This window comes from Virgibacillus salarius, from assembly GCF_039521925.1.
In the GTDB taxonomy this organism is placed as follows: domain Bacteria; phylum Bacillota; class Bacilli; order Bacillales; family Amphibacillaceae; genus Virgibacillus; species Virgibacillus salarius.
Genome location: NZ_BAAACY010000006.1, coordinates 54357 through 74160, shown reverse-complemented (window position 1 = coordinate 74160; position 19804 = coordinate 54357). Strand labels below are relative to the sequence as shown.

Sequence of the window (19804 nt, the reverse complement as noted above, 5' to 3'; positions counted from 1 at the left end):
ACTAAAAAAAGATATGAATCCCATAATAACATGGAAATCATATCTCTTTGGACTTTTTCAGTGGCCTCTTGCCTACTGGGGAGATTTTTTATGAGAAAATATAGCGTTTGGAAAGAAATATAAATGGAGATTTTAAATTTTTATAACAATAGCCAAATTACGCTTAATGATGTGGCCGAATATATAAAGTTGATTCTAAACCGATCAAAGATTGGCAAAGTAATTGTCGATTTTTTGGAGAAGAAGATTTAAAGGCTCACAAATCACAAAATATTAGAAGGGCCAGCTAAGCCAAAATTAGTTCTGTCGTATCCACTTAACGAAATGCTGTCCCATACAAAAGTCCTCAACATTTTGATAAAATCTGAAACTTATACATTTGTCATTCGTACTAGTATAATGAAAGTATGCTAAGATAAGTTGAGGTGAATAGATGAGTATATTGGGACGTTTATTTGGCAAAAAGAATGATACCAATAAGCCAATACAAGAGAGAAATATGTTTAATCTTGAGATGAATGACATTGTAACCTTTGACCTAGAAGACTATAAAGTAGTCGGAAAAATCAGTTACGATGATCACGGTTTTAAATGGCATGCATATCAGCTCGAGGGTACACATAAAACTATATGGTTGAGTGTTGAAATGGATGATGAGCTCAACCTCGGAATGTATGAAAAGATAAAATTACCGCTTCAAGAACCGATCCCCAAACAATTAGAATATGATGGTACAACGTACTACTTAGATGAATCAGGGACCGCTAGAGTAATAGGGGTTGGCCGTAGTCAAAATCTATCAGGGATGACTTGTCACTATTTTGATTACTACGACGATGATGAAGAGAAATTCTTATCCATCGAAAAATGGGGCAATGAAATTGAAGTTAGCACAGGCTACGAAATTGAAGAGTTTGAGTTGAAAATTATAGCTAGCAAGTAACATAAAATACTATTTTGGAGGAATGAACATGTTTAAATTTTTTAAGCGAATGAAAACCGTTGTTGAGTCCGAATTAAATTCTGTTTTAGATAAGGCAGAAGATCCAGTGAAAATGCTTGATCAATTCATGCGTGACATGGAAGAGGATATTCGTGAAGCAGAATCTGCTGTTGCCAAACAAATCGCCAATGAAAAAATGATGCAGAAGAAATACGAAGATGCTCAAAAAATGGTAACAAAACGAGACGAACAGGCGATTAAGGCAATCGAAGCAGGTAACGACGATCTAGCTAAACGCGCACTAGAAGACAAAAAGATGCATCAACAAACTGCTGAGTCATTAAAAGAATCGTATGAACGCGCTAAACAAGACTCCGCTTCATTACGCAATAAGCTTGATGAAATGAAAGCAGAGTACCAAGAAATGAAGCTCAAAAAAGATTCATTAAAAGCAAGAGCTGAATCGGCAAAAACTAGAACTAAAATGAATCGTACCCTATCTGGGATTGGTAGCGATGAATCAAAACAAGGCTTCGAACGTATGGAAGAGAAAGTATTAAAATTTGAAGCAGAGGCTGAAACCAGTGAAGATTTACGCAGTTCAAACCGTAGCTTAGATGATGAATTTGAAGCGTTAGAGAAAAGCGATGTCGATGATGAGCTTGCTGCTCTCAAAAAAAAATTAGGTAAAGAATAATACAAACACGTACAGCGTTTAACAAGTATATTCTAGACACTCAGAAGGAATATCCTCCTGAGTGTCTCTAATAGATAGATTTCCAAAAAAGAAGGTGAAACTTATGAAACGATCACTTTTCTTTATCTTGGTATCTGTTATGCTCCTGCTATCTGCATGTGGTAATAGTCAAGCTGGAACAACGACCGGATCATTTTTTAAAGATGGGATTGCTGAATTTATCGATACAAATTATACATTTCAGGATGTTGTTACTAGTCAAGAAAGTTCCTCTGATGTTTCTGAGATTTACATAGCAGAGAATAAAAGCATTGATGAGGTAGTTACTGAGTTACAGGAGTATCAAGAGCCCAACAAGGTAAGTGAGAAGACCGATCAAAAGCAAGCACTCGTCTATGATGATTTATTTATTATTATTACAGAGGATGAGAATGATCCAGATAACTCTACCGTTGAAATAGCCTCTCAACAATTCGTACGTGATAATTATAATCCAAACTTTTTTAACGGGTTATTTGCACTTTGGGTGTTGGACGAAGTACTAGATGTTGACGATTGGGCTAAGAAAAGGAAAAATAAATGTAAGAATACAAATGACTGTTACGGAGGCTACATTTCCTCAGGAGGTTTCTACAAGAATTCAGGTGACTCCTCTAAATCGGTTAGATCATCTTCTGTTCGCGGAGGCGGTCCAGGGGCTGGAAAGTAGTTTGAAAAACGTAAGAAAGTTGATTAGTAACAAGAGAAAGGATGAATAACATGGAGCCATTTATTTTAACAGTTGTATACTTCCTCATTGCTATCGCGATTGTTTTAATCGGATTAGCTATTTTTGAAGCAATGACAAGGAAATATAAGGATTGGGATGAAGTACTTAAAGGTAATCATGCAGTCTCATTATCTATCGGAGGAAAAATTGTTGGTATTTGTATTATTTTAGCATTCTCCATTTATCATAGTGCTAGTATCGTAGATACGATTATCTGGGGTGCGGTTGGGATTGTACTGCAGATGCTTGCATACTTATTATTTGAATTATTCACACGTAAATTCTCTGTGGAAGAGCAGCTATTAAAAGGAAACATTTCTGTTGGCATCATTAGCATGTGTGTCTCTATCGGACTAGGATTCGTGATCGGTGCTTCCATAACATAACGTTTTATACATGAATAATCATGTGTGAAAATAAAGGAAACCGAAGCTATAATCCGAGTATACGACGTTATATCCAGATAGTAGTTCAGCGTTTTATCGTTCAAATGGTGATGATCGCTACCAAAAGAATGGAAACAATAGTCCGTTCATTATGCAGGTAAAATATGGGTGACTCCTTGAAAATAGAAGAACGCTTTATCTGCGTGCGATGTATCGCTGCTGGAGCCTTCCATATCCTGCGGTAACAGCATGAGTTTAAAGCTCCACTCGGCTAAGCGAATTTTGCTTAGCCGAGTTTGCTTAGGCCGTACCCGTGGAAATCATCCCATTATTAAGATATACGCTCGGTTTAGTTATCTCTCATCTCCATTTATAAACATGAATATGTGCTATTCACGTTCTAAACAGAACCGAGTTTGGGAGAATAAAAGGAACACGTAAATACGCATGATAGCATAATAGACTTGTGGGTCTATTGTTTGGACTTTGTCTCATATTTGAAGTTAAACTAGCAAGATAGTGAAGCCTCATTCCTTGGGGGTTTTGTTTAACCCCCAAGGATGGCTAGTACCACAAGGGTATGACCTAAAGGCCCTTGAACCAATCGGACATTTACTGGCAGTTGTTACCCCCTCTTTCCTATAATAGTTTCACTGTTGCGTGAAGTCGGGGTATTACTGCCAGTTGTATGCAGGGTAAACTTTACACAACAACAAAAAGATCTTTTATACAAGGGGACCTACTTGTGACTGATTTAAATATGAAAAAAAGCAAGGCCATCTACTGGGCTTCTGGTATTGTATCCATTTGCGGGATTATCTTTGAAGTATTATTTGGTGCAGCTGGATCTTATCTGCTAGGGGATGGCGTGAAACAATATACGCTTACGATCTCCCTTTTCCTAACCGGTATGGGAATTGGTGCTTCCGTAAGTGAAAAAGTAACAAAAAATTTAATCCTATCCTTTGTTTGGATTGAATATTCCATTGGAATGCTTGCAGGGTTCTCCACCTTTGTATTATTCGGTGTTACTGCATTTTTAAGCTCTGGAATGGATGCATTTTTCCTTTATTTCATTACCTTAGTAGTTGGGGGGTTAACTGGTGTCGAGCTGCCTATTTTAATTCGCAAGGCAAACGAAATTGGTGTAACTGTACAAAAGAGTACAGCAAGAGTACTTTTCTCCGATTATGCTGGTGGTTTAATTGGTGGATTATTATTTGTCTATCTGTTTCGCCCACAATTCGGATTAGTTAAAACCGCATTTATTGTAGCAATTATAAATGTTGTAATAGCACTTTGGATATTAATCTATTTTAAAAAAGAAATAATTACCTTTAAGCGTCATTTGATAGCTGGAATAATAATTTTATTTGTTCTGGTGCTAGGAGTTTTATTTGGTGAAAAAACTGCATTTATGTTTGAACAAAAACTATACAAAGATCCAATCATATACAATGAACAAACTGACTATCAGCAAGTCATTTTAACAAAAGAACAAGGGGATTTACGATTATTTCTTGATGGACAGCTACAATTCAGTTCCGAAGATGAATATCGCTACCACGAAGTATTAGTACACACGCCTATGGCTACATCATCATCCAAGAACAAGGTACTCGTTCTTGGCGGTGGAGATGGACTGGCACTGCGGGAATTACAAAAATACGATGAAGTAAAATCGATGACATTGGTTGATCTAGACCCAAGAGTAACAGAAATAGGGAAAACAAATCATGAATTGACTAGCTTGAATAAAGATGCTTTTCAAGATGAGCGGGTTGAAATTATCAATACGGATGCCTTTCAGTTTTTAAAAAAGGACCAAACCTTATATGATGTCATTCTTGTAGATTTGCCAGATCCTAATAATGAGTCTTTAAACAAGCTATATACGCTTGAGTTTTATCAGCTGCTCAGGAATCATCTAAGGTCTGGTGGATCCATTATGATTCAAGCAACAAGTCCGACCTTTGCAACAGAGGTATATTGGTCAATAGATAAGACTGTTCAGGCTGCTAATCTGTATACAGATAACCTCCATGTCGATATCCCAAGCTTTGGAGATTGGGGGTTTGTGTTGGCAAAACGGGAAGAGGTCCAGCTAGATAATGCTGACATCTCTGTAGATACCAAATTCCTTACGAATGAGGTGTTACAAGGTCTTACAACATTCGGGAAGGATATAGATCAGGAAATAACGGACGATAAAGGGAATGAAGTAGCACTTGACATAAACACACTTATTCGCCCTAGTCTCATTGAAAAATATGAGAAAGCGTGGAGAAGTTACTAAGTGTATATGACTAAATACAGCTATGTCAGAAACCACGTCATTATGCATTTCTAAAGACACCCTTATACCCTCACTACAAGGGGCAGTTATGTTATCGCTGCTTAACAAGTGGGAAGTAAAATAAGTATACTATAAAAAATTGGCAGCCCTAGACGGAACTGCCAATTTTTTATAAATTATTTTCTAATTCCTTCATCACATGAAATGATCCTGTCGAAGTATTAGAGCATGCAACAAATATAATATCATTTTTCGGATAGTAACAAGCGTTAAAATTAACTCCTGGATCATAGCCCATTACATGGTACTTGAAGATAGAGTCATCCTGTTTGTCAAGCCAGACCCCGTACCCATAATACGTATTTCCTTCCTCATGTACATGAGGAGTAAATAACAGCTTCGTAAGATCTCGATTCAATAATTGATGGTTGAGCAGGGAACTCCAAAGCTTTGCCATATCCTCTACGGTTACAAAAGCTCCTCCATCTGCCCCGCCACGAACAGGTAAAGAATAGTGATTCGTTCGCCAGCTTCCATTTGCTTCATCTATATACCCTAAAGCTGTCTGTCCAGGCAACTGGTCGAATGAAAAATATCCCGAATCATGCATGTTCGCTCTTTGAAAAATATGGTCGTTTATATAGGCAGTAAACTCCTGTCCACTTATATGTTCAATTACCAAACCAAGCAATATATAGCCCGTGTTATTATAGTGGAACCGCTCCCCCGGCTTCAATTTCATCGGTTGATTATGAAAAAGAGGAAGAAAATCACGTAATTGTCTTAGATGATACATGGGCTGCTCTTTCCATAATTCTTCAAAATCATCCATCACTTCTTCATCAAAATAGTCTGGTACCCCAGCAGTATGTGTAAGTAACTGATGTATCGTAATGGTATCGTCCCAAAGTGGTAGCTCCATCCCGATGCAATCCTTTAGATGATCATGAAAAGATAGCTTTCCAGCTTGCACTAACTGACAAATAGCAATCGCTGTAAACAATTTACACCCAGAAGCAATACCAAATTTAGTATCCATTTCATTTGGCAGTTGCTCTGCCCGATTTCTGTAGCCTGCTTGTATTTTTGCTAAGACTTGCCTTTCGTTTTTCACAAGCACTGTCCCTGAATAATTAATCTTCTCTTGCACTTCCGTCAGTTTATTGGTTATTAATTGTTTCATAGTCTACGCCTCCATAGTTGCTTTTTTTCTTGAGATAACTGATATTTTCGGAAATAATTATGTACCTCCGAAAAAAAGCAAATGGATTATAGCGTTCTCATGATCATATATCTCATAACGATCTCCTCCTTTGAAAAGGATATCATCGATTTATATCAACCGCAATAAAATTATTGGAAAAAATCGAAAATAAATTGAAGGCTTACTGCCAGTTAAATGCGGGATAAACTTTTTAGGGTTGCATAGCATTGCTAGTTTTTTTATTTATTCTTATGCGCTATCTTGTTTTTCAAAATGGCATTTCCTACTGTTGGATGAAAAAGATGCATTGGAGGCTGTAGCAAATTCATGACCTTTACTAATCGAAGATAAATATCAGGATCTATAGCGGATAACTCATAAATCTTTCTCGTGTACCACTGCTTAAATGGTAAAATAATAGACCTCTCCCCCTTAATATCAGGATGTCTCAACACTTCCGTGGTTGCCATATCCCACGGAGTAGATATGAGCTTAGCTATTCGTCTATGAAATGCCTTATTAAATTTATGATCCATATTTTCCTGATCAGCTAAACATGATTGGAGTGCTAATGCCTCCATGGCAGCAACGGATATTCCTTGTCCAAAAACTGGGTCAAAACGACAATGGGCATCACCTACAACCAAGAGACCAGCTGGTACATTGGCTAAATCAAATCTTCGCCATACTTGATAGGGTATCTTATGTATGTTGATCTCGGAAATCGGCTGCGTTTTTTCGAGAAATTGCGCAACATCAGGTACTGGTATTTTTTTGGCATACGCATGAAATGCTTTTTCCGTTTTTGGAGGCTGTTCATTAGCATAACCACTAAAGGTTATAGAAAATCGTCCACCTTCTACAGATTGAATAAAAGCTCCATAGGGATTTTCAGGAAAGCTAGGTGAGATCAATAGATTACACCAATCCATTTCTTCCTCCTGCTGCAAACGAAAATATTGGGTAGCATAAAAAAGCTTAATCGCGATCTTCTCCTCTTTCACATGTATACGAAACGGCTTTAGCCACTCCATATTCCTAGAGCCAAACCCACTAGCATCAACTACTAAGTCAGCAGTAATGGATTCTTCCTCTTGTGTTTGCAGATACTTTACTTTAACCCCTGTAACTTTGCTATAGCGTTCATTGGCCAATAGTTGTTCAACACGTGTTTCATATTTGACCTCTATATTTTCCACCTGATTAATCCGCTGCAATAAATGCCATTCCAACAATGGTCTACTCTGTTGTACCATCACTAGTTCCCCAGTAAATCGCTGTTTCCAAAAACCAAAATGATGCCATTTTAAATCTCGAGTAAAGTTATTGATAATTCCCCCATCTGCAATTAAGTTATCAAGAAAACACGGGAACAATTCTTCGATGGCCTCTTCTCCACCTTTTAGTAAAACATGCGGATGATAGGTTTGCGGTACTCGCTTTCTTGGTGTTTTTTCCTCCCAATTTGGCCCTGCCTCTAAGATGATTACTTTCTGACAATATCTTGATAAGGCCTTTGCAGCTAGTTTTCCAGCAACACTTCCACCTATAACAATTGCGCTTTTTAACATGTATCATTCCCCATTCCGTTACCATTCTTCTGATTATCTTCAGTATAAGGTAACCCTCTTCTTTTTAAAATAATCAATAAGCTTTATTTTCTAACTATTTATGTAACGAATTACATATATATAAGAGGAGTGATATCATGAATTTTCCACTAACGAAGTAGTAGAAATTTTAGAGCATTCCCCGAGAAATCTAGAAATGACCCCAAAACAGATTGAGGTCATTCTTTTTATTACGTCAAATTTTATCCTATCTACTATAGCGCTCTTTGTTTTATTTGATGAATCATTTTTTCGATAAATTTATCTACATCCATACTTTCGGATTGCTGCTTACCATAAGCACGAACATTTACTGTTTTATTTTCTATTTCCTTATCTCCAAGAACTAGCATATAAGGAATCTTCTTCATCTGCGCCTCTCTAATTTTATATCCCAGCTTCTCATTTCGATCGTCTATTTTTACTCTTATCCCTAGCTCCTTAAGTTTCGCTTGAACATGAAAGCAATAATCAGCATGGACCTTTGATACAGGAATGATTTGTGTCTGTATTGGTGCTAACCAAATTGGAAATGCACCAGCAAAGTGTTCAATAAGAATACCAAAGAATCGGTCAAGAGAACCGAAGATTGCTCGGTGAATGACTACAGGTCGAACCTTTTCATTGTTTTCACTTATATAAGATAGATCAAATTTATCTGGCATTTGAAAGTCGAGCTGAATTGTTGCGCACTGATGACTTCGATTTAAGGCATCTTTAATATGAAAATCGATTTTCGGACCATAGAAAGCCCCGTCTCCAGCATTGAGCTGATAATCAATATTTAGATCATGAAGCACATTTGATAATGCCCCTTCTGAAACTGCCCATAGCTGGTCATCCCCTAAAGAATTGGCTGGACGTGTGGAGAGTTCCACCGAATAAGAAAAACCAAATGTACGATAAACATGATCAATCAGATGAAACACTTGCTTAATCTCTTCTTCTATTTGATCTTCCCTTACAAAGATATGGGCATCATCCTGACAAAATGTACGTACACGTAGCATTCCATTTAAAGCACCACTAAATTCATGGCGATGAACCTGACCAAACTCCGCAATTCGAACTGGTAAGTCTCGGTACGAGTAAAGATTATTTTTAAACATCAACATATGTCCAGGGCAGTTCATTGGCTTCAGTGCAAAATCCGTATCATCAACTTCTGTAAAATACATATTCTCATGGTAATGATCCCAATGTCCTGATTGTTCCCACAGACGTTGATTCATCATTAATGGTGTACGTACTTCTAGATAGTTTGCTTTATTTTGTACTTCTCGAGAAAAATTCTCTAATTCGTTACGAATGATTTGACCATTTGGTAAGTAAAACGGCATTCCTGGTGCTTCTTCGGAAAACATAAAAAGCTCTAATTGCTTTCCTAATTTCCGATGATCTCGCTTTTTGGCTTCTGCTAAGAAATGAAGATGATTGGCTAAATCTGCCTGCTTCTTAAAGGCAAAGCCATAGATACGTTGTAAAACCTCGTTTTCACTATCACCTCGCCAATAGGCTCCTGAGATATGCGATAGCTTAAATGCTCTAATAAAGCCAGTATGCGGCACATGGGGACCACGGCATAAATCAATAAATTCTCCCTGCTGATACAGTGCTATTTCTTCATCCTTCGGTAGATTGTTTAGTAAATCTAGTTTAAATGGCTCTTTTTTCTCCTTAAATACCTGTACAGCCTCTTCATAGGATACTACCTTTCGATTCACTTCTAGCTCTTCCTGAATAATGTTCTTCATTTCTTTTTCGATAAGCTGAAAATCATCCAAGCTCAAGCTATGGTCAAGTTGAAAATCATAATAAAAGCCATTGTCAATGACTGGACCAATTCCTAGCTTCACGCCTCCGAACAACCTTTTTACCGCTTGGGCTAATACATGGGCAGTCGAATGTCGCATAACTTTAATACCCTCAGCTGAATCCATTGTTAATATAGCAACAGATGCATCCGCTTCTAATCGGTAGCTTAAATCGACTAATCTACCATCAACCTTTCCTATAATTGCATGTTTGGATAAGCTTTGACTAATGGATGATGCTACATCTGTAAGTCTAATCCCCTTCGGATATTTTTTTGCTTTTCCATCCGGAAATTGAATATGAATTGAATTTTTCATTTTAGATCCTCCTTAATAATATTCATTATCTTTTCATTTTGGCTACAATAAAAAACACCCATCCCTAGTACAGGGACGAGTGTCTTACCCGTGGTTCCACCCATTTTCCCAATGAACCATTTACGTTCATTGGCTTATGGTGCTGTAACGTAGCTTTACGGTACTGGATACTTTATTTCCCCAATACGGCTTCCAAGGTGGTAAATCATTTTCCTTCGTTAGGAAGATCGCAGCTTTCCTTCCCTCTCTGGTACGGCAAAAAATAATTCATGTCCTCTTCATCGCCATTCGATCGCATACAATTAACTTGCTTAGAGCGAAAGCGCAAGCGCCCGATTAGAAACGTAGGGACTGGAGCGAGTCAACGGAGATAAAGGAATCACGGTGAGCTTGCGAACCGATGATAACTTATCGTAAAGCGATTCGTGAAGTCCAATCGTTTCTGGGCGCTTCCCAACACGCCCCTATTTATCCACATGGGCCAATTTTTTATATTTTCCTAGAGACTACAAAAAACACATCCATCCCTAACATAGGGACGAATGTGTTAATTCGTGGTTCCACCCAACTTCCCAATAAACAATAGGCGTTCATTGGCTTATGGCGCTGTAACGTAGCTTCACGGTACTGGATACTTTATTTCCCCAATACAGCCTCAGAGGTGGTAACTTACATTATAGGTTAGGAAGTTTTCAGCATTTCTTCCTTCTCTGGAAACCGTCTAAAGTAACTCATGTCCTCTTCATTGCCTTTTCATAACGTTTAATTTTTATATATGCTACACCAAATCCAAGGAAAAAACAAGTGGTAATCACATAGTTTTTTAATCCCTTTTTCATAAACTTTATTCTAAATGGGGCTTGGATTTTAGCATTTACTCAGGAAAAAATTTTACTCTAAACTGTTATCATTTTCCTATTACTTTTATCTATTATTTCGATTTATTATCGTGTTAATACTAATTCTGCCAGCAGTCTCTTTGATCGCACTCCCTTTTCTATCTATTCGGGATGGGTTTCTTTAGCTAGTATAAGTTAATGTATTTACTTACCTCACCAGAAATGATTTCACTTCCTTTTTTAGTTTAGGAGAATTGGGATGAACAGAAATTACGTTAATTGCAGTCAGCATCGTAGCCATTACCATTTTCATCGGGAAGGAAGATATCATATATCCATTTGTATTTCTTTGGACTGTTATTGCTATTTTTGTACAAGGACAACAGAGCCGTTTTTCAATGGACACTCGCGGCTTGTAGTATCTCTATTACTCTATTTATTATCGGTGTAGCATTGACTAAATGGAGGAGAATTAGCGTAATGTTACTGACATAAATGTAATTTATTATCATAATTTGTTATTTCCCCTTAAATTCTATGTTAACTCACTGATATTTTCGTTTGTTACATTTAGGATAGTTAAATTGTCGAAATATATCAGACCCTGTTTCGCCAGTTTTACTATTGAACGAGATAAACCTATATAGAGGAGGAAAAACAGTGGCACAGTCCAATCATACAACAAGAAAATATGCAATTTCTGCAGCATTAGTAACTTCCTTAGCTTTTACTCCTATTTTTAGTGGAAGTGTATTTGCCAATGCAGGTGTAGGCTCTTCAGAAGGGGATATTACCATTAATGAGAGCAATATTCCTAATGTCCGGAAAACCACCGTAGATGAATTCTCACTTATTCAGCTTGGAGATACAGGCCAAGCAGTAGAGGATTTACAAGCAACGCTTCATGACAAGGGCTACTATACATATACAGTTGACGGTATATTTGGTCCTATTACTGAAAAAGCAGTAAGAGATTTTCAAGCAGACAAAAAACTACAAGTTGACGGACTAGTAGGACCGAATACATCTGAAGCTTTAGCATTACCTGCAAGCAATCCATCTGGTGATTTAACTATTACAGAAGCTGGAAATTCTAATTCAACAAACATTCAATCTGATATTGTTGCTACTGCAGAAAGTGTCATAGGCACGCCTTATGTGTGGGGTGGAACTACTACGAAAGGCATGGACAGCAGTGGTTTTATTAATTATGTATTTAAGCAAGTCGGTATCGATGTTTCTCGAACCCATAGTGAGATGTGGGAGAATGACGGTGTCCATGTAGGCGCTCCTAACGTTGGAGATGTAGTATTCTTTGAGGGAACTTATGATACTGAAGGAGCATCGCACAGTGGGGTTTACATTGGTAACAATCAAATGATTCACGCAGGAAATGACGGTGTGCGTGTAGCAGATATTAGCATCGACTACTGGCAAAATCATTATATTGGTGCCAAATCTTTTATTAACTAGTGTAGACTAGTCCAACACAATCTTTTTATATGAATATGAACAGTAAAGGACATAGCCTGTTTGTTTAGATTAATAGGCTATGTCCTTTCGTTTACGCAATCTTTTCAGAATACATCGTATCACACTGACCATTAAAATAGACCTAATTGCTTTGGTGAGAGTCCGTCATAGCGTATTCCCAGCATTTCTTGAAGCTCCTTTGCATTACCGGCTGCATCGCCACCCGAATTATTATTAAATAGAACCATGATGTCCTTACTATGCCTGTGTAGTTCAGAAATTCTGTTTTTCCATTCTGAAAGTTCTGCTTTATTGTATTTATAAAGATAACGAACATCCCGCCAATTCGTTTCCGCACTGCTTGGTTTATTCCAGCCGTGAACGTTCCTACCATGCATTCGTATGAGTGTCAGGTCTTCATGCGTTACTTCAGGGACGGTTGGTATTGAGCTATCACCTGCTTGCGGCTCATCCACTATAGAATGAATCCATCCTTCCTCTTTCATAAAGGATAAGGTACTGTTACGATACTGGTCACTAAACCATGATTGGTTTCTAAATTCAAGTGCGACTGGAATCTCTCCCAGCATTTTCTTACAAAAACGCAAATAATTCACATTGTCCTTATTACACTCAAACCATGGCGGGAACTGAAATAGAACCATTGCTAATTTATTGGCATCCTGATACGGCTTTAAGGAATCTATAAATGCTTGAAACATTTCTGTTTTCGATTCAAAGGGATTTTCTTCACCGCGCTGATGCCCGGTCATACCTTGATAAGCTTTTACAACAAAACGAAAATTATCTGGTGTTTCCCTCACCCATTTTTGAGCATTACGAACAGGCTGTACTGCATAAAAAGAGGCATCAACCTCTACTACTAAAAAATGGCTACTATATTCAGGTAATTTATCTTTCGGCTTTATCTGTGGCGGATACAGAGAATAGTGGTCCCCCCACCCTGTTAATCCTATGTAAATCATCCATTTACCCTCCTGCTTCCATCATAGCACAGGATGGTTTTTAAGTTGAATCTATATAACTTTACATCTATGTATACGAAAGAGTACCGGATAGTCGATGGACTATTGATACTCTTTCATGCTTATTGCCCAGCACTCAATTCCGATTGTACCTGTTGAATTTCTTGTTGGGATGCTGCTTGTGCTGGTTTATAGAAACCATTTTGTATCGAGTAACTATATACTTTTCGTTGGCGAGATTCATCCCCGTTTCTTAAATTTATTAGCGTTTGTCTAAGCTGTGCATTATTAGCCTCACTAATGTAGCCTGCATAACTTTTCAGGCTCGCATTTAATCCGTTTAAATAGTCATTCACAATATCCTTATCCTGTAACATCTTTTTCCTCCTATTGTAAAAATGGTAAAAGTTGTTGCTGTGCTTGTCTAGCTGCTTGAGCGTCTTGAAGTAACATGGACTTTAATTCTTGATCGGTCGCTGATTGAGCGTAGGTCTCTAACTTATTGGCTATCATTCCATGCTCGCCGATCATTTTTCGAAGGTTCTCTAATTCCGTCTGCGTTAATTGATTCATGGCATAAACTCCTTTCAGCAATATTCGTGGTTAGTTTCTCCAATTCTTGTGAAGATATTCCTCAAGAAACACAGATAATACTCGGATATCAAAAAGAAAAAGCATCCCTAATTCGGAATGCAACTGAATCGTTAAGGAAAGTATTTATATATTTATCGCAAACTAACTAAACAAAGAATGGATAACGCGTTGAATCTCTTCTTCCCCTCTGCTTAAAACGTCTATGAATACATCACTACGGTTGTTGATGGAATAAATTCGATGGTATAAGAGCTTCCAAGCTCCTTCTTTACACATTCCATTAATCTTACACCTGTTTGATTAAATCTTTTCTCAAGTTCAATTGCGTCTATTCGCAACTTATCGTTTTCCCAATCTATCCAATTCCCATATGCTGCTATCCAAAGCGTTAATTCTTTCGTTAATTCTCCTGATATGGGTATATCCTCTATATCAAGATTGCAGCCGCATTTTTTGCACCAGAACGGATCTGCACCCTCATCACCTTCCATTTTCAAATGATCTATTTTCCCATTTTCACAACAGCATCTCATATATATAAACCTCCTTATTCCTTTGCACGATTCGTGTTTTGTTGTTCTATCATTTGGACAAAATTTTGCGCAGTCTTCGACAATTCATGATTCTTTAACCATATTAAACCTACCGATCCAGATAAACCAACTGCATCAGAGATTTTATAAGCATGTATCGGGTATCCGCTATGCTGTTTAAGTAAGGTCTCTGGTACAATAGATGTAGCAAAATCAGATGAAATTAAATTCATTAACAAGGTAATATCCGAGCATTCACCAACCATATTTGGCTGTAGTTGACATCGAGAAAAAGCCTCTATAATTAAATAATGCACACCTAACCCTTCTGTACTTGGTAGTAGTAAAGGATAATGTTCAAGTTCATCAAACGATACTTCATGTGTGAATACATTATGCTTATTCGATGTGATAAAATAAAACGGTTCTGCATGAAGATGAACAACAGAGAAATCATCCATATCAAGCGGTAAACGAATAATCGCTAGTTCTACCTTACGATCCCTAACTAATTTACAAAGATGCAACGATTCATTTTGTTGAATTTTATAAGTAACATTCGGATATTGTCTTTTAAATTGACGAAGAATGTCCGCGAGACCGGCAAAAGAAAAGGTATTGATACCGATCGTCAACGTTCCATATAATCCACGTCCTACATCCTTCACTTCCATTTTTGCCTCTTCCATTAATTGGTTCATTCGTAAGGCATATTTATAGAGTGCTTTTCCTGCCTCGGTTACCTCAAAAAACTTGCCACTTCTTTCTACTAATTTTGAACCCAACTCCTCTTCCATCGCTTTTAAATGCTGGCTTAATGGTGGCTGGGAAATATGAAGTCTTTCAGCAGCGGCAGAGATCTTTTTTTCCTCTACAATCGCTATAAAATATCGCAACTGTCTAATATCCATTTTAACACCTCCACTTTTATTATATGAAAAAGTTAAGTAAAATTAATTTTTTAAATATTTTTCATATAACTAACACCATGGTAGCATAAAAAGTATAAAGTGAAACTTACTTCAGTGGGGGTTTTGTTTATCCCCCAAGTGAGGAGCTTACTACCAGTTATATGTCGGGATAAAAGGAAAAAGGAGTTATATTCATGTATCGATTTATCCTAATATTATGTTTCTTTCTGCTAATTGGATGCCATGAATTTCCAAGTTCCTCCAACCATCACTCCACAGAAAAGAAGGTGAACACATTGAATCGACAATTATTTGATGCAGCTGAGAAAGGAAATACGAACGAGGTTCTAAAACTGCTTAAAGCTGGCGCTAACATCGATGCAACAAACAGAAGCGGAACTACACCTGTGCTTGCAGCCACCTATCATAATAGAGTAGAAACAGTAAAGCTCCTAATTAATCAAGGTGCTGATATTGATATTCGTGATGATAGCCTAAATAATGTGCTTCTATATGCTGGAGCAGAAGGATTATTGGAAATTGTAAAACTCTCCATCGAAGCAGGAGCAGATACCAATCTCACAAACCGATTTGGTGGAACAGCACTGATCCCAGCAGCAGAACGCGGCCATGTCAATATCGTTAAAGAACTGCTGACTCATTCGGATACCGATGTTAACCATATTAATAATCTACATTGGACAGCCTTGTTAGAGGCGGTAATACTAGGTGACGGTGGAGAGGATCATCAAGATATTGTAAAACTATTAGTTGATCATGGTGCCGACATTGATATGGGAGATAGAGAGGGAATTACCGCTCTACAACATGCACAGAATAACGGATATCAAGATATAGTAGCTATTCTAAGCAATGCAAAGTCAGCTAATTAATATCAAGAGAGGAGGAATTAAGAAGTGAAAAATGATTATTGGTTAACAAATGTCCGATTAGAAACGGGCTACCGCTATGGAAATAGCATGATTATCGGTACGGAGACAGAACATTTTCATATCCGTATTGTAGATGGAAAGGTTAATAAAATAATCCCAGCAAATATTCCTTTGGATACGAACGTCCCAAGGCACGATGCAAAGCATTATTTAATGCTACCAGCATTCAGAGATATGCATATTCATATCGACAAAACTTACTATGGGGGTAATTGGAGAGCACCAACACTGGCAACCAAAGGGATATGGACAAGACTTGAAGAAGAGGAAACATTACTTCGCCAATTACTACCTGTGGTCGAAGAAAGAGCAGGAATATTAATCAACCTCTTACTGCAGTCAGGATCCACTCATATTCGTACACATTGTAATGTCGATCCAATTATTGGTCTTAATAATTTAGAAGCGACGCTAAGAGCACTAGAAACGTTCAAAGATAAAGCTTCTGTGGAGATCGTTGCTTTCCCACAGCACGGGCTATTACGTAGCGATGCCGTATCTCTCATGAGAGAAGCGTTAAAAACTGGAGCTTCACTCGTAGGTGGTATCGATCCTGCCTCGATTGATAATCATATTGAGAAATCGTTACAAACTGTGTTCGACCTTGCAATTGAGGCTAATGCAGATATAGACATACATTTGCATGATCCTGGTCACCTTGGTATTTTTACATGTAGGCGATTGGCAGCATTAACGGAGGAAGCTGGTTGGCAGGGAAGAGTCACTATTAGCCATGCCTTAGCTCTTGCAGACATAGCAACTGAAGAGGTAAGTGAGGTCGCAGCTTTATTAGCACACCATGGTATTTCAATCACCTCTTCTGTACCCCTTGGAAGAACCATCCCAATCCCGCTTTTACAAGAAAAAGGAGTAGCGGTATCACTTGGTGACGATAGTATCATCGATCACTGGTCTCCCTTTGGAAAAGGAGACAGCCTAGAAAAGGTAGGAACACTTGCCGAACGCTTTCATCTCAAAGACGAGCAATCACTTGGGCAGGCGCTAGGCTTTATTACTGGAGGAATCACGCCATTAAATCAAAATGGAGAGATGATTTGGCCAAAAGCTGGGGACGATGCTAACTTTGTCTTTGTAGATGCAAGCTGTTCTGCCGAAGCCGTTGCTAGGAGAGCGCAACGAATAGCAGTTTTATATAAAGGTAAGATTGTTGCAGGAGCAATGTAATCGTTAAAGAGAAAGGATAGAAAAAATATGAGTTCTACTTTTTGGCTAACCAATGCTAGATTGGAAACTGGCTATCAGGTTACTAATAATTCAATTACAGGTACCAAAACGGAAGCATTTCACCTCAAGATTTGTGACGGAAGAATCGCTAAAATTATATCTGCTAATGAATCACTGCCTGAGCATCTTCCCAAAAAAGATGTAAATCACTTGTTAATGCTACCATCTTTTGTTGAACAACATTGTCATTTAGATAAGACCTTACTAGGTGACCAATGGCATTCAGCAACCCCCGCGCCTACTATTTTTGATCGACTTAAACTAGAAAAAGAAGAAACACGACAAACTTTAGATACGACCATTCAAGAAAGAGCAGAAAAATTATTGAATCGCTATTTAATGTATGGTGTTACACATGTACGTACCCATGTAGATATTTATCCAGAAATTGGCCTAAAGCACTTTGAAGAAGTTCAGAAGATATTACAAGCTTTTGCAGGAAAATTAACGTCTGAGATTGTTGCATTTCCACAACATGGATTATTACGTTCAGGTGTACAACATTTAGTTAGAGAAGCTTTAAAGCAAGGTGCTCAGTTTGTAGGAGGAGTTGATCCTGCGACAGTGGATGGTGATATTGAAGCATCTTTACAAGCCATGGTCGAGCTTGCTGTCGAAGGTAACGCAGGTATCGATTTACATTTACATGATCCAGACCATTTAGGTATCTTCACTATGAAAAGATTAGCAGAGCTAACCAAGGAGGCCGGTTTACAAGGTAAGGTTGCTATTAGCCATGCATTTGGTCTCGGTGAAATCTCTCCTTCGGAGGCAATGGAAGTAGCAGAGCAATTGGCTGAAGCAGGAATAACCATTATTACAAGTGTTCCCATTAATCGAAGAGTTCCACCTGTTGACTTATTACACAGTAAAGATGTGCCGGTTGCAGTTGGCTGTGATAATATTTTTGATGTTTGGTCACCATTTGGAAATGGCGATATATTAGAACGAGCGGGACGATTAGCAGAAATCTTTACGTGGATAGATGAACCCGCACTCGCACAAACACTTTCCTATATTACGGATGGCAAAACACCGTTAAATCTTGAAGGTAAGCAAATATGGCCTTGCCTTGGAGATGATGCGAATATGGTTTTTGTGGACGCAAGCTGTTCTGCTGAAGCAGTAGCTAGAAGATCACAGCGAGCAGCAACGATGTTTAAAGGAGAAATTGTATCAGGTACTTTTTAAGCAGGAACACCCTTGTTACATCCAAAAAATCTCCTACTTTATATATAATTAATTAAATCTAAATAATACGCCTTTAGTTGCTCTTTTAACGAAACAGGCTCAACAATTCGTATGGTTTTTCCAAAGCTAGCTAGGTAACAAATGATAAAGTCTACTTCAGTAGGCTCATAAGTTCCGACCAAATAATAATCATTATGTTCTTCTTTTATTTTCATAGAGGGGAACTGGCTCTGTATGAATTGCTCGATGCCTGTTTTTGTTATCTCACATTTAAACGGAATAGCTTGATCTGTAGGCTTCCAGAAAACATGTGCATTTTCTATAGTGATACCTTCTACGTCTATCATATCCACATCCTCCACTACCTCTATTGACTTTATCCGATCACAGCGAAAGACACGATACGCTTTTTTATTCAAATCAAGAGATTGGCAATACCAATAGCCCTTCATAGCATAGATAGAAATAGGTTGAATACGGCGAATTGTCGTCTGCTTTTCTGTGGTATAGACTATCGACAAAATTTGATTATTAGTCGAAGCTAATAGAAGCTCTTCTAAATAAGCACATTCATGTAGCTGCTCTGCATGAAAGAATGCGACTCGTTTTTGCAAGCTATCTATTTGCTTTCGCTGTTTTGTCGTGAGTCCTTCTAAAAACTTTTCATGAACGGAACGATAGGATATTTCAAATGGCGTACTCGTAAAGCTCTGTAGTGCCTGCATGGCAAAATAAAGCGCGAACACTTCTTGACTTGAAAATGAAATCGGCGGCAAAGTAATTGGTTTTACTAAACGGTATCCGCCGTATCTCCCATATTCGGCGTATAAAGGTACGCCCATCTCCTCAAGTGAAGCTATATCTCGAAGTGCAGTCCGTTTCGAAATTTGAAATTCATTGATGACATCTTTTAGTGTAAAACGTTGCCGTTGATTAACGAAACGAAGCATTTGATTTAAGCGCTCACTTTTTTTCATAAAATCCCCCTTAATAGTGCCAATAGTTGTCACCTTTATTCTATATACTCATCAGTATAACAAAC

At 37.9% G+C, this 19804-nt stretch carries 18 protein-coding genes and 1 other annotated feature; of the genes, 9 read left to right on the top strand and 9 right to left on the bottom strand.

Features of this window, described 5'->3' with window-relative positions; translation table 11 throughout:
* Window positions 1-433: 433 nt before the first annotated feature.
* The 5 genes from ABDZ84_RS00955 to ABDZ84_RS00935 all read left to right on the top strand — a co-directional run bounded on the left by ABDZ84_RS00955 (window position 434) and on the right by ABDZ84_RS00935 (window position 5091).
* Window positions 434-943 carry a DUF4178 domain-containing protein gene (locus tag ABDZ84_RS00955; RefSeq protein ID WP_026682133.1) on the top strand — a complete coding sequence of 170 codons (510 nt, stop codon included), beginning with the start codon at window positions 434-436 and terminating at the stop codon, window positions 941-943.
* Between the two features lie 28 nt (window positions 944-971).
* Window positions 972-1640 (top strand): PspA/IM30 family protein, encoded by a 669-nt coding sequence (locus ABDZ84_RS00950; RefSeq protein ID WP_026682132.1) that lies wholly within the window; start codon window positions 972-974, stop codon window positions 1638-1640.
* Between the two features lie 103 nt (window positions 1641-1743).
* A complete protein-coding gene (locus ABDZ84_RS00945; RefSeq protein ID WP_051388372.1) occupies window positions 1744-2349 on the top strand; it encodes a DUF4247 domain-containing protein in 606 nt (201 codons plus the stop codon).
* Window positions 2350-2399: 50 nt separating this feature from the next.
* Complete coding sequence (locus ABDZ84_RS00940; protein WP_026682130.1) at window positions 2400-2795, top strand: DUF350 domain-containing protein; 396 nt, start codon at window positions 2400-2402, stop codon at window positions 2793-2795.
* A gap of 688 nt (window positions 2796-3483) precedes the next feature.
* Window positions 3484-5091: a polyamine aminopropyltransferase gene (locus ABDZ84_RS00935; protein WP_051388371.1), complete on the top strand. Its 1608-nt coding sequence runs from the start codon at window positions 3484-3486 to the stop codon at window positions 5089-5091.
* 169 nt (window positions 5092-5260) lie between these two features.
* Here ABDZ84_RS00935 and ABDZ84_RS00930 read toward each other — a convergent pair whose 3' ends face one another.
* The 3 genes from ABDZ84_RS00930 to thrS all read right to left on the bottom strand — a co-directional run bounded on the left by ABDZ84_RS00930 (window position 5261) and on the right by thrS (window position 10037).
* Entirely contained in the window at window positions 5261-6274 is a 1014-nt protein-coding gene (locus tag ABDZ84_RS00930) for a serine hydrolase domain-containing protein (RefSeq protein WP_026682127.1), read from the bottom strand.
* Window positions 6275-6534: 260 nt separating this feature from the next.
* The gene (locus ABDZ84_RS00925; RefSeq protein WP_121604364.1) at window positions 6535-7866 is read right to left on the bottom strand and encodes an NAD(P)/FAD-dependent oxidoreductase; all 1332 of its coding nucleotides are present in this window, start codon (window positions 7864-7866) and stop codon (window positions 6535-6537) included.
* Between the two features lie 254 nt (window positions 7867-8120).
* A complete protein-coding gene (gene thrS, locus ABDZ84_RS00920; protein ID WP_121604363.1) occupies window positions 8121-10037 on the bottom strand; it encodes a threonine--tRNA ligase in 1917 nt (638 codons plus the stop codon).
* A gap of 531 nt (window positions 10038-10568) precedes the next feature.
* Window positions 10569-10792, bottom strand: a binding site (T-box leader).
* Window positions 10793-11536: 744 nt separating this feature from the next.
* Here thrS and ABDZ84_RS00915 point away from each other — a divergent pair.
* Window positions 11537-12349, top strand: coding sequence for a C40 family peptidase (locus tag ABDZ84_RS00915; protein ID WP_026682124.1), 813 nt, complete (start codon window positions 11537-11539; stop codon window positions 12347-12349).
* Window positions 12350-12480: 131 nt separating this feature from the next.
* Here the strand turns inward: ABDZ84_RS00915 and ABDZ84_RS00910 are convergent, their stop codons facing one another.
* From ABDZ84_RS00910 to ABDZ84_RS00890, 5 genes are all read right to left on the bottom strand, one after another.
* On the bottom strand, window positions 12481-13335 hold the full coding sequence (locus ABDZ84_RS00910; protein ID WP_026682123.1) for a DUF72 domain-containing protein: 855 nt from the start codon (window positions 13333-13335) through the stop codon (window positions 12481-12483).
* Window positions 13336-13457: 122 nt separating this feature from the next.
* Window positions 13458-13712 (bottom strand): spore coat protein, encoded by a 255-nt coding sequence (locus ABDZ84_RS00905; protein WP_026682122.1) that lies wholly within the window; start codon window positions 13710-13712, stop codon window positions 13458-13460.
* 10 nt (window positions 13713-13722) lie between these two features.
* Entirely contained in the window at window positions 13723-13908 is a 186-nt protein-coding gene (locus tag ABDZ84_RS00900) for a hypothetical protein (RefSeq protein ID WP_026682121.1), read from the bottom strand.
* A 221-nt stretch (window positions 13909-14129) separates the two neighbouring features.
* On the bottom strand, window positions 14130-14462 hold the full coding sequence (locus tag ABDZ84_RS00895) for a hypothetical protein (RefSeq protein WP_026682120.1): 333 nt from the start codon (window positions 14460-14462) through the stop codon (window positions 14130-14132).
* Window positions 14463-14476: 14 nt separating this feature from the next.
* On the bottom strand, window positions 14477-15373 hold the full coding sequence (locus ABDZ84_RS00890; RefSeq protein WP_343779381.1) for a LysR family transcriptional regulator: 897 nt from the start codon (window positions 15371-15373) through the stop codon (window positions 14477-14479).
* Between the two features lie 296 nt (window positions 15374-15669).
* On the opposite strand from ABDZ84_RS00890, the gene ABDZ84_RS00885 reads away from it, so the two are divergent.
* From ABDZ84_RS00885 to ABDZ84_RS00875, 3 genes are read left to right on the top strand one after another with little or no spacing between them, the layout of a single operon-like run.
* Entirely contained in the window at window positions 15670-16266 is a 597-nt protein-coding gene (locus ABDZ84_RS00885; RefSeq protein WP_026682118.1) for an ankyrin repeat domain-containing protein, read from the top strand.
* Between the two features lie 24 nt (window positions 16267-16290).
* Window positions 16291-17511: an amidohydrolase family protein gene (locus ABDZ84_RS00880; protein ID WP_343779378.1), complete on the top strand. Its 1221-nt coding sequence runs from the start codon at window positions 16291-16293 to the stop codon at window positions 17509-17511.
* 27 nt (window positions 17512-17538) lie between these two features.
* Window positions 17539-18762 carry an amidohydrolase gene (locus ABDZ84_RS00875; RefSeq protein WP_343779376.1) on the top strand — a complete coding sequence of 408 codons (1224 nt, stop codon included), beginning with the start codon at window positions 17539-17541 and terminating at the stop codon, window positions 18760-18762.
* A gap of 38 nt (window positions 18763-18800) precedes the next feature.
* Here ABDZ84_RS00875 and ABDZ84_RS00870 read toward each other — a convergent pair whose 3' ends face one another.
* A complete protein-coding gene (locus ABDZ84_RS00870; RefSeq protein WP_343779373.1) occupies window positions 18801-19739 on the bottom strand; it encodes a helix-turn-helix transcriptional regulator in 939 nt (312 codons plus the stop codon).
* Window positions 19740-19804: the final 65 nt, after the last annotated feature.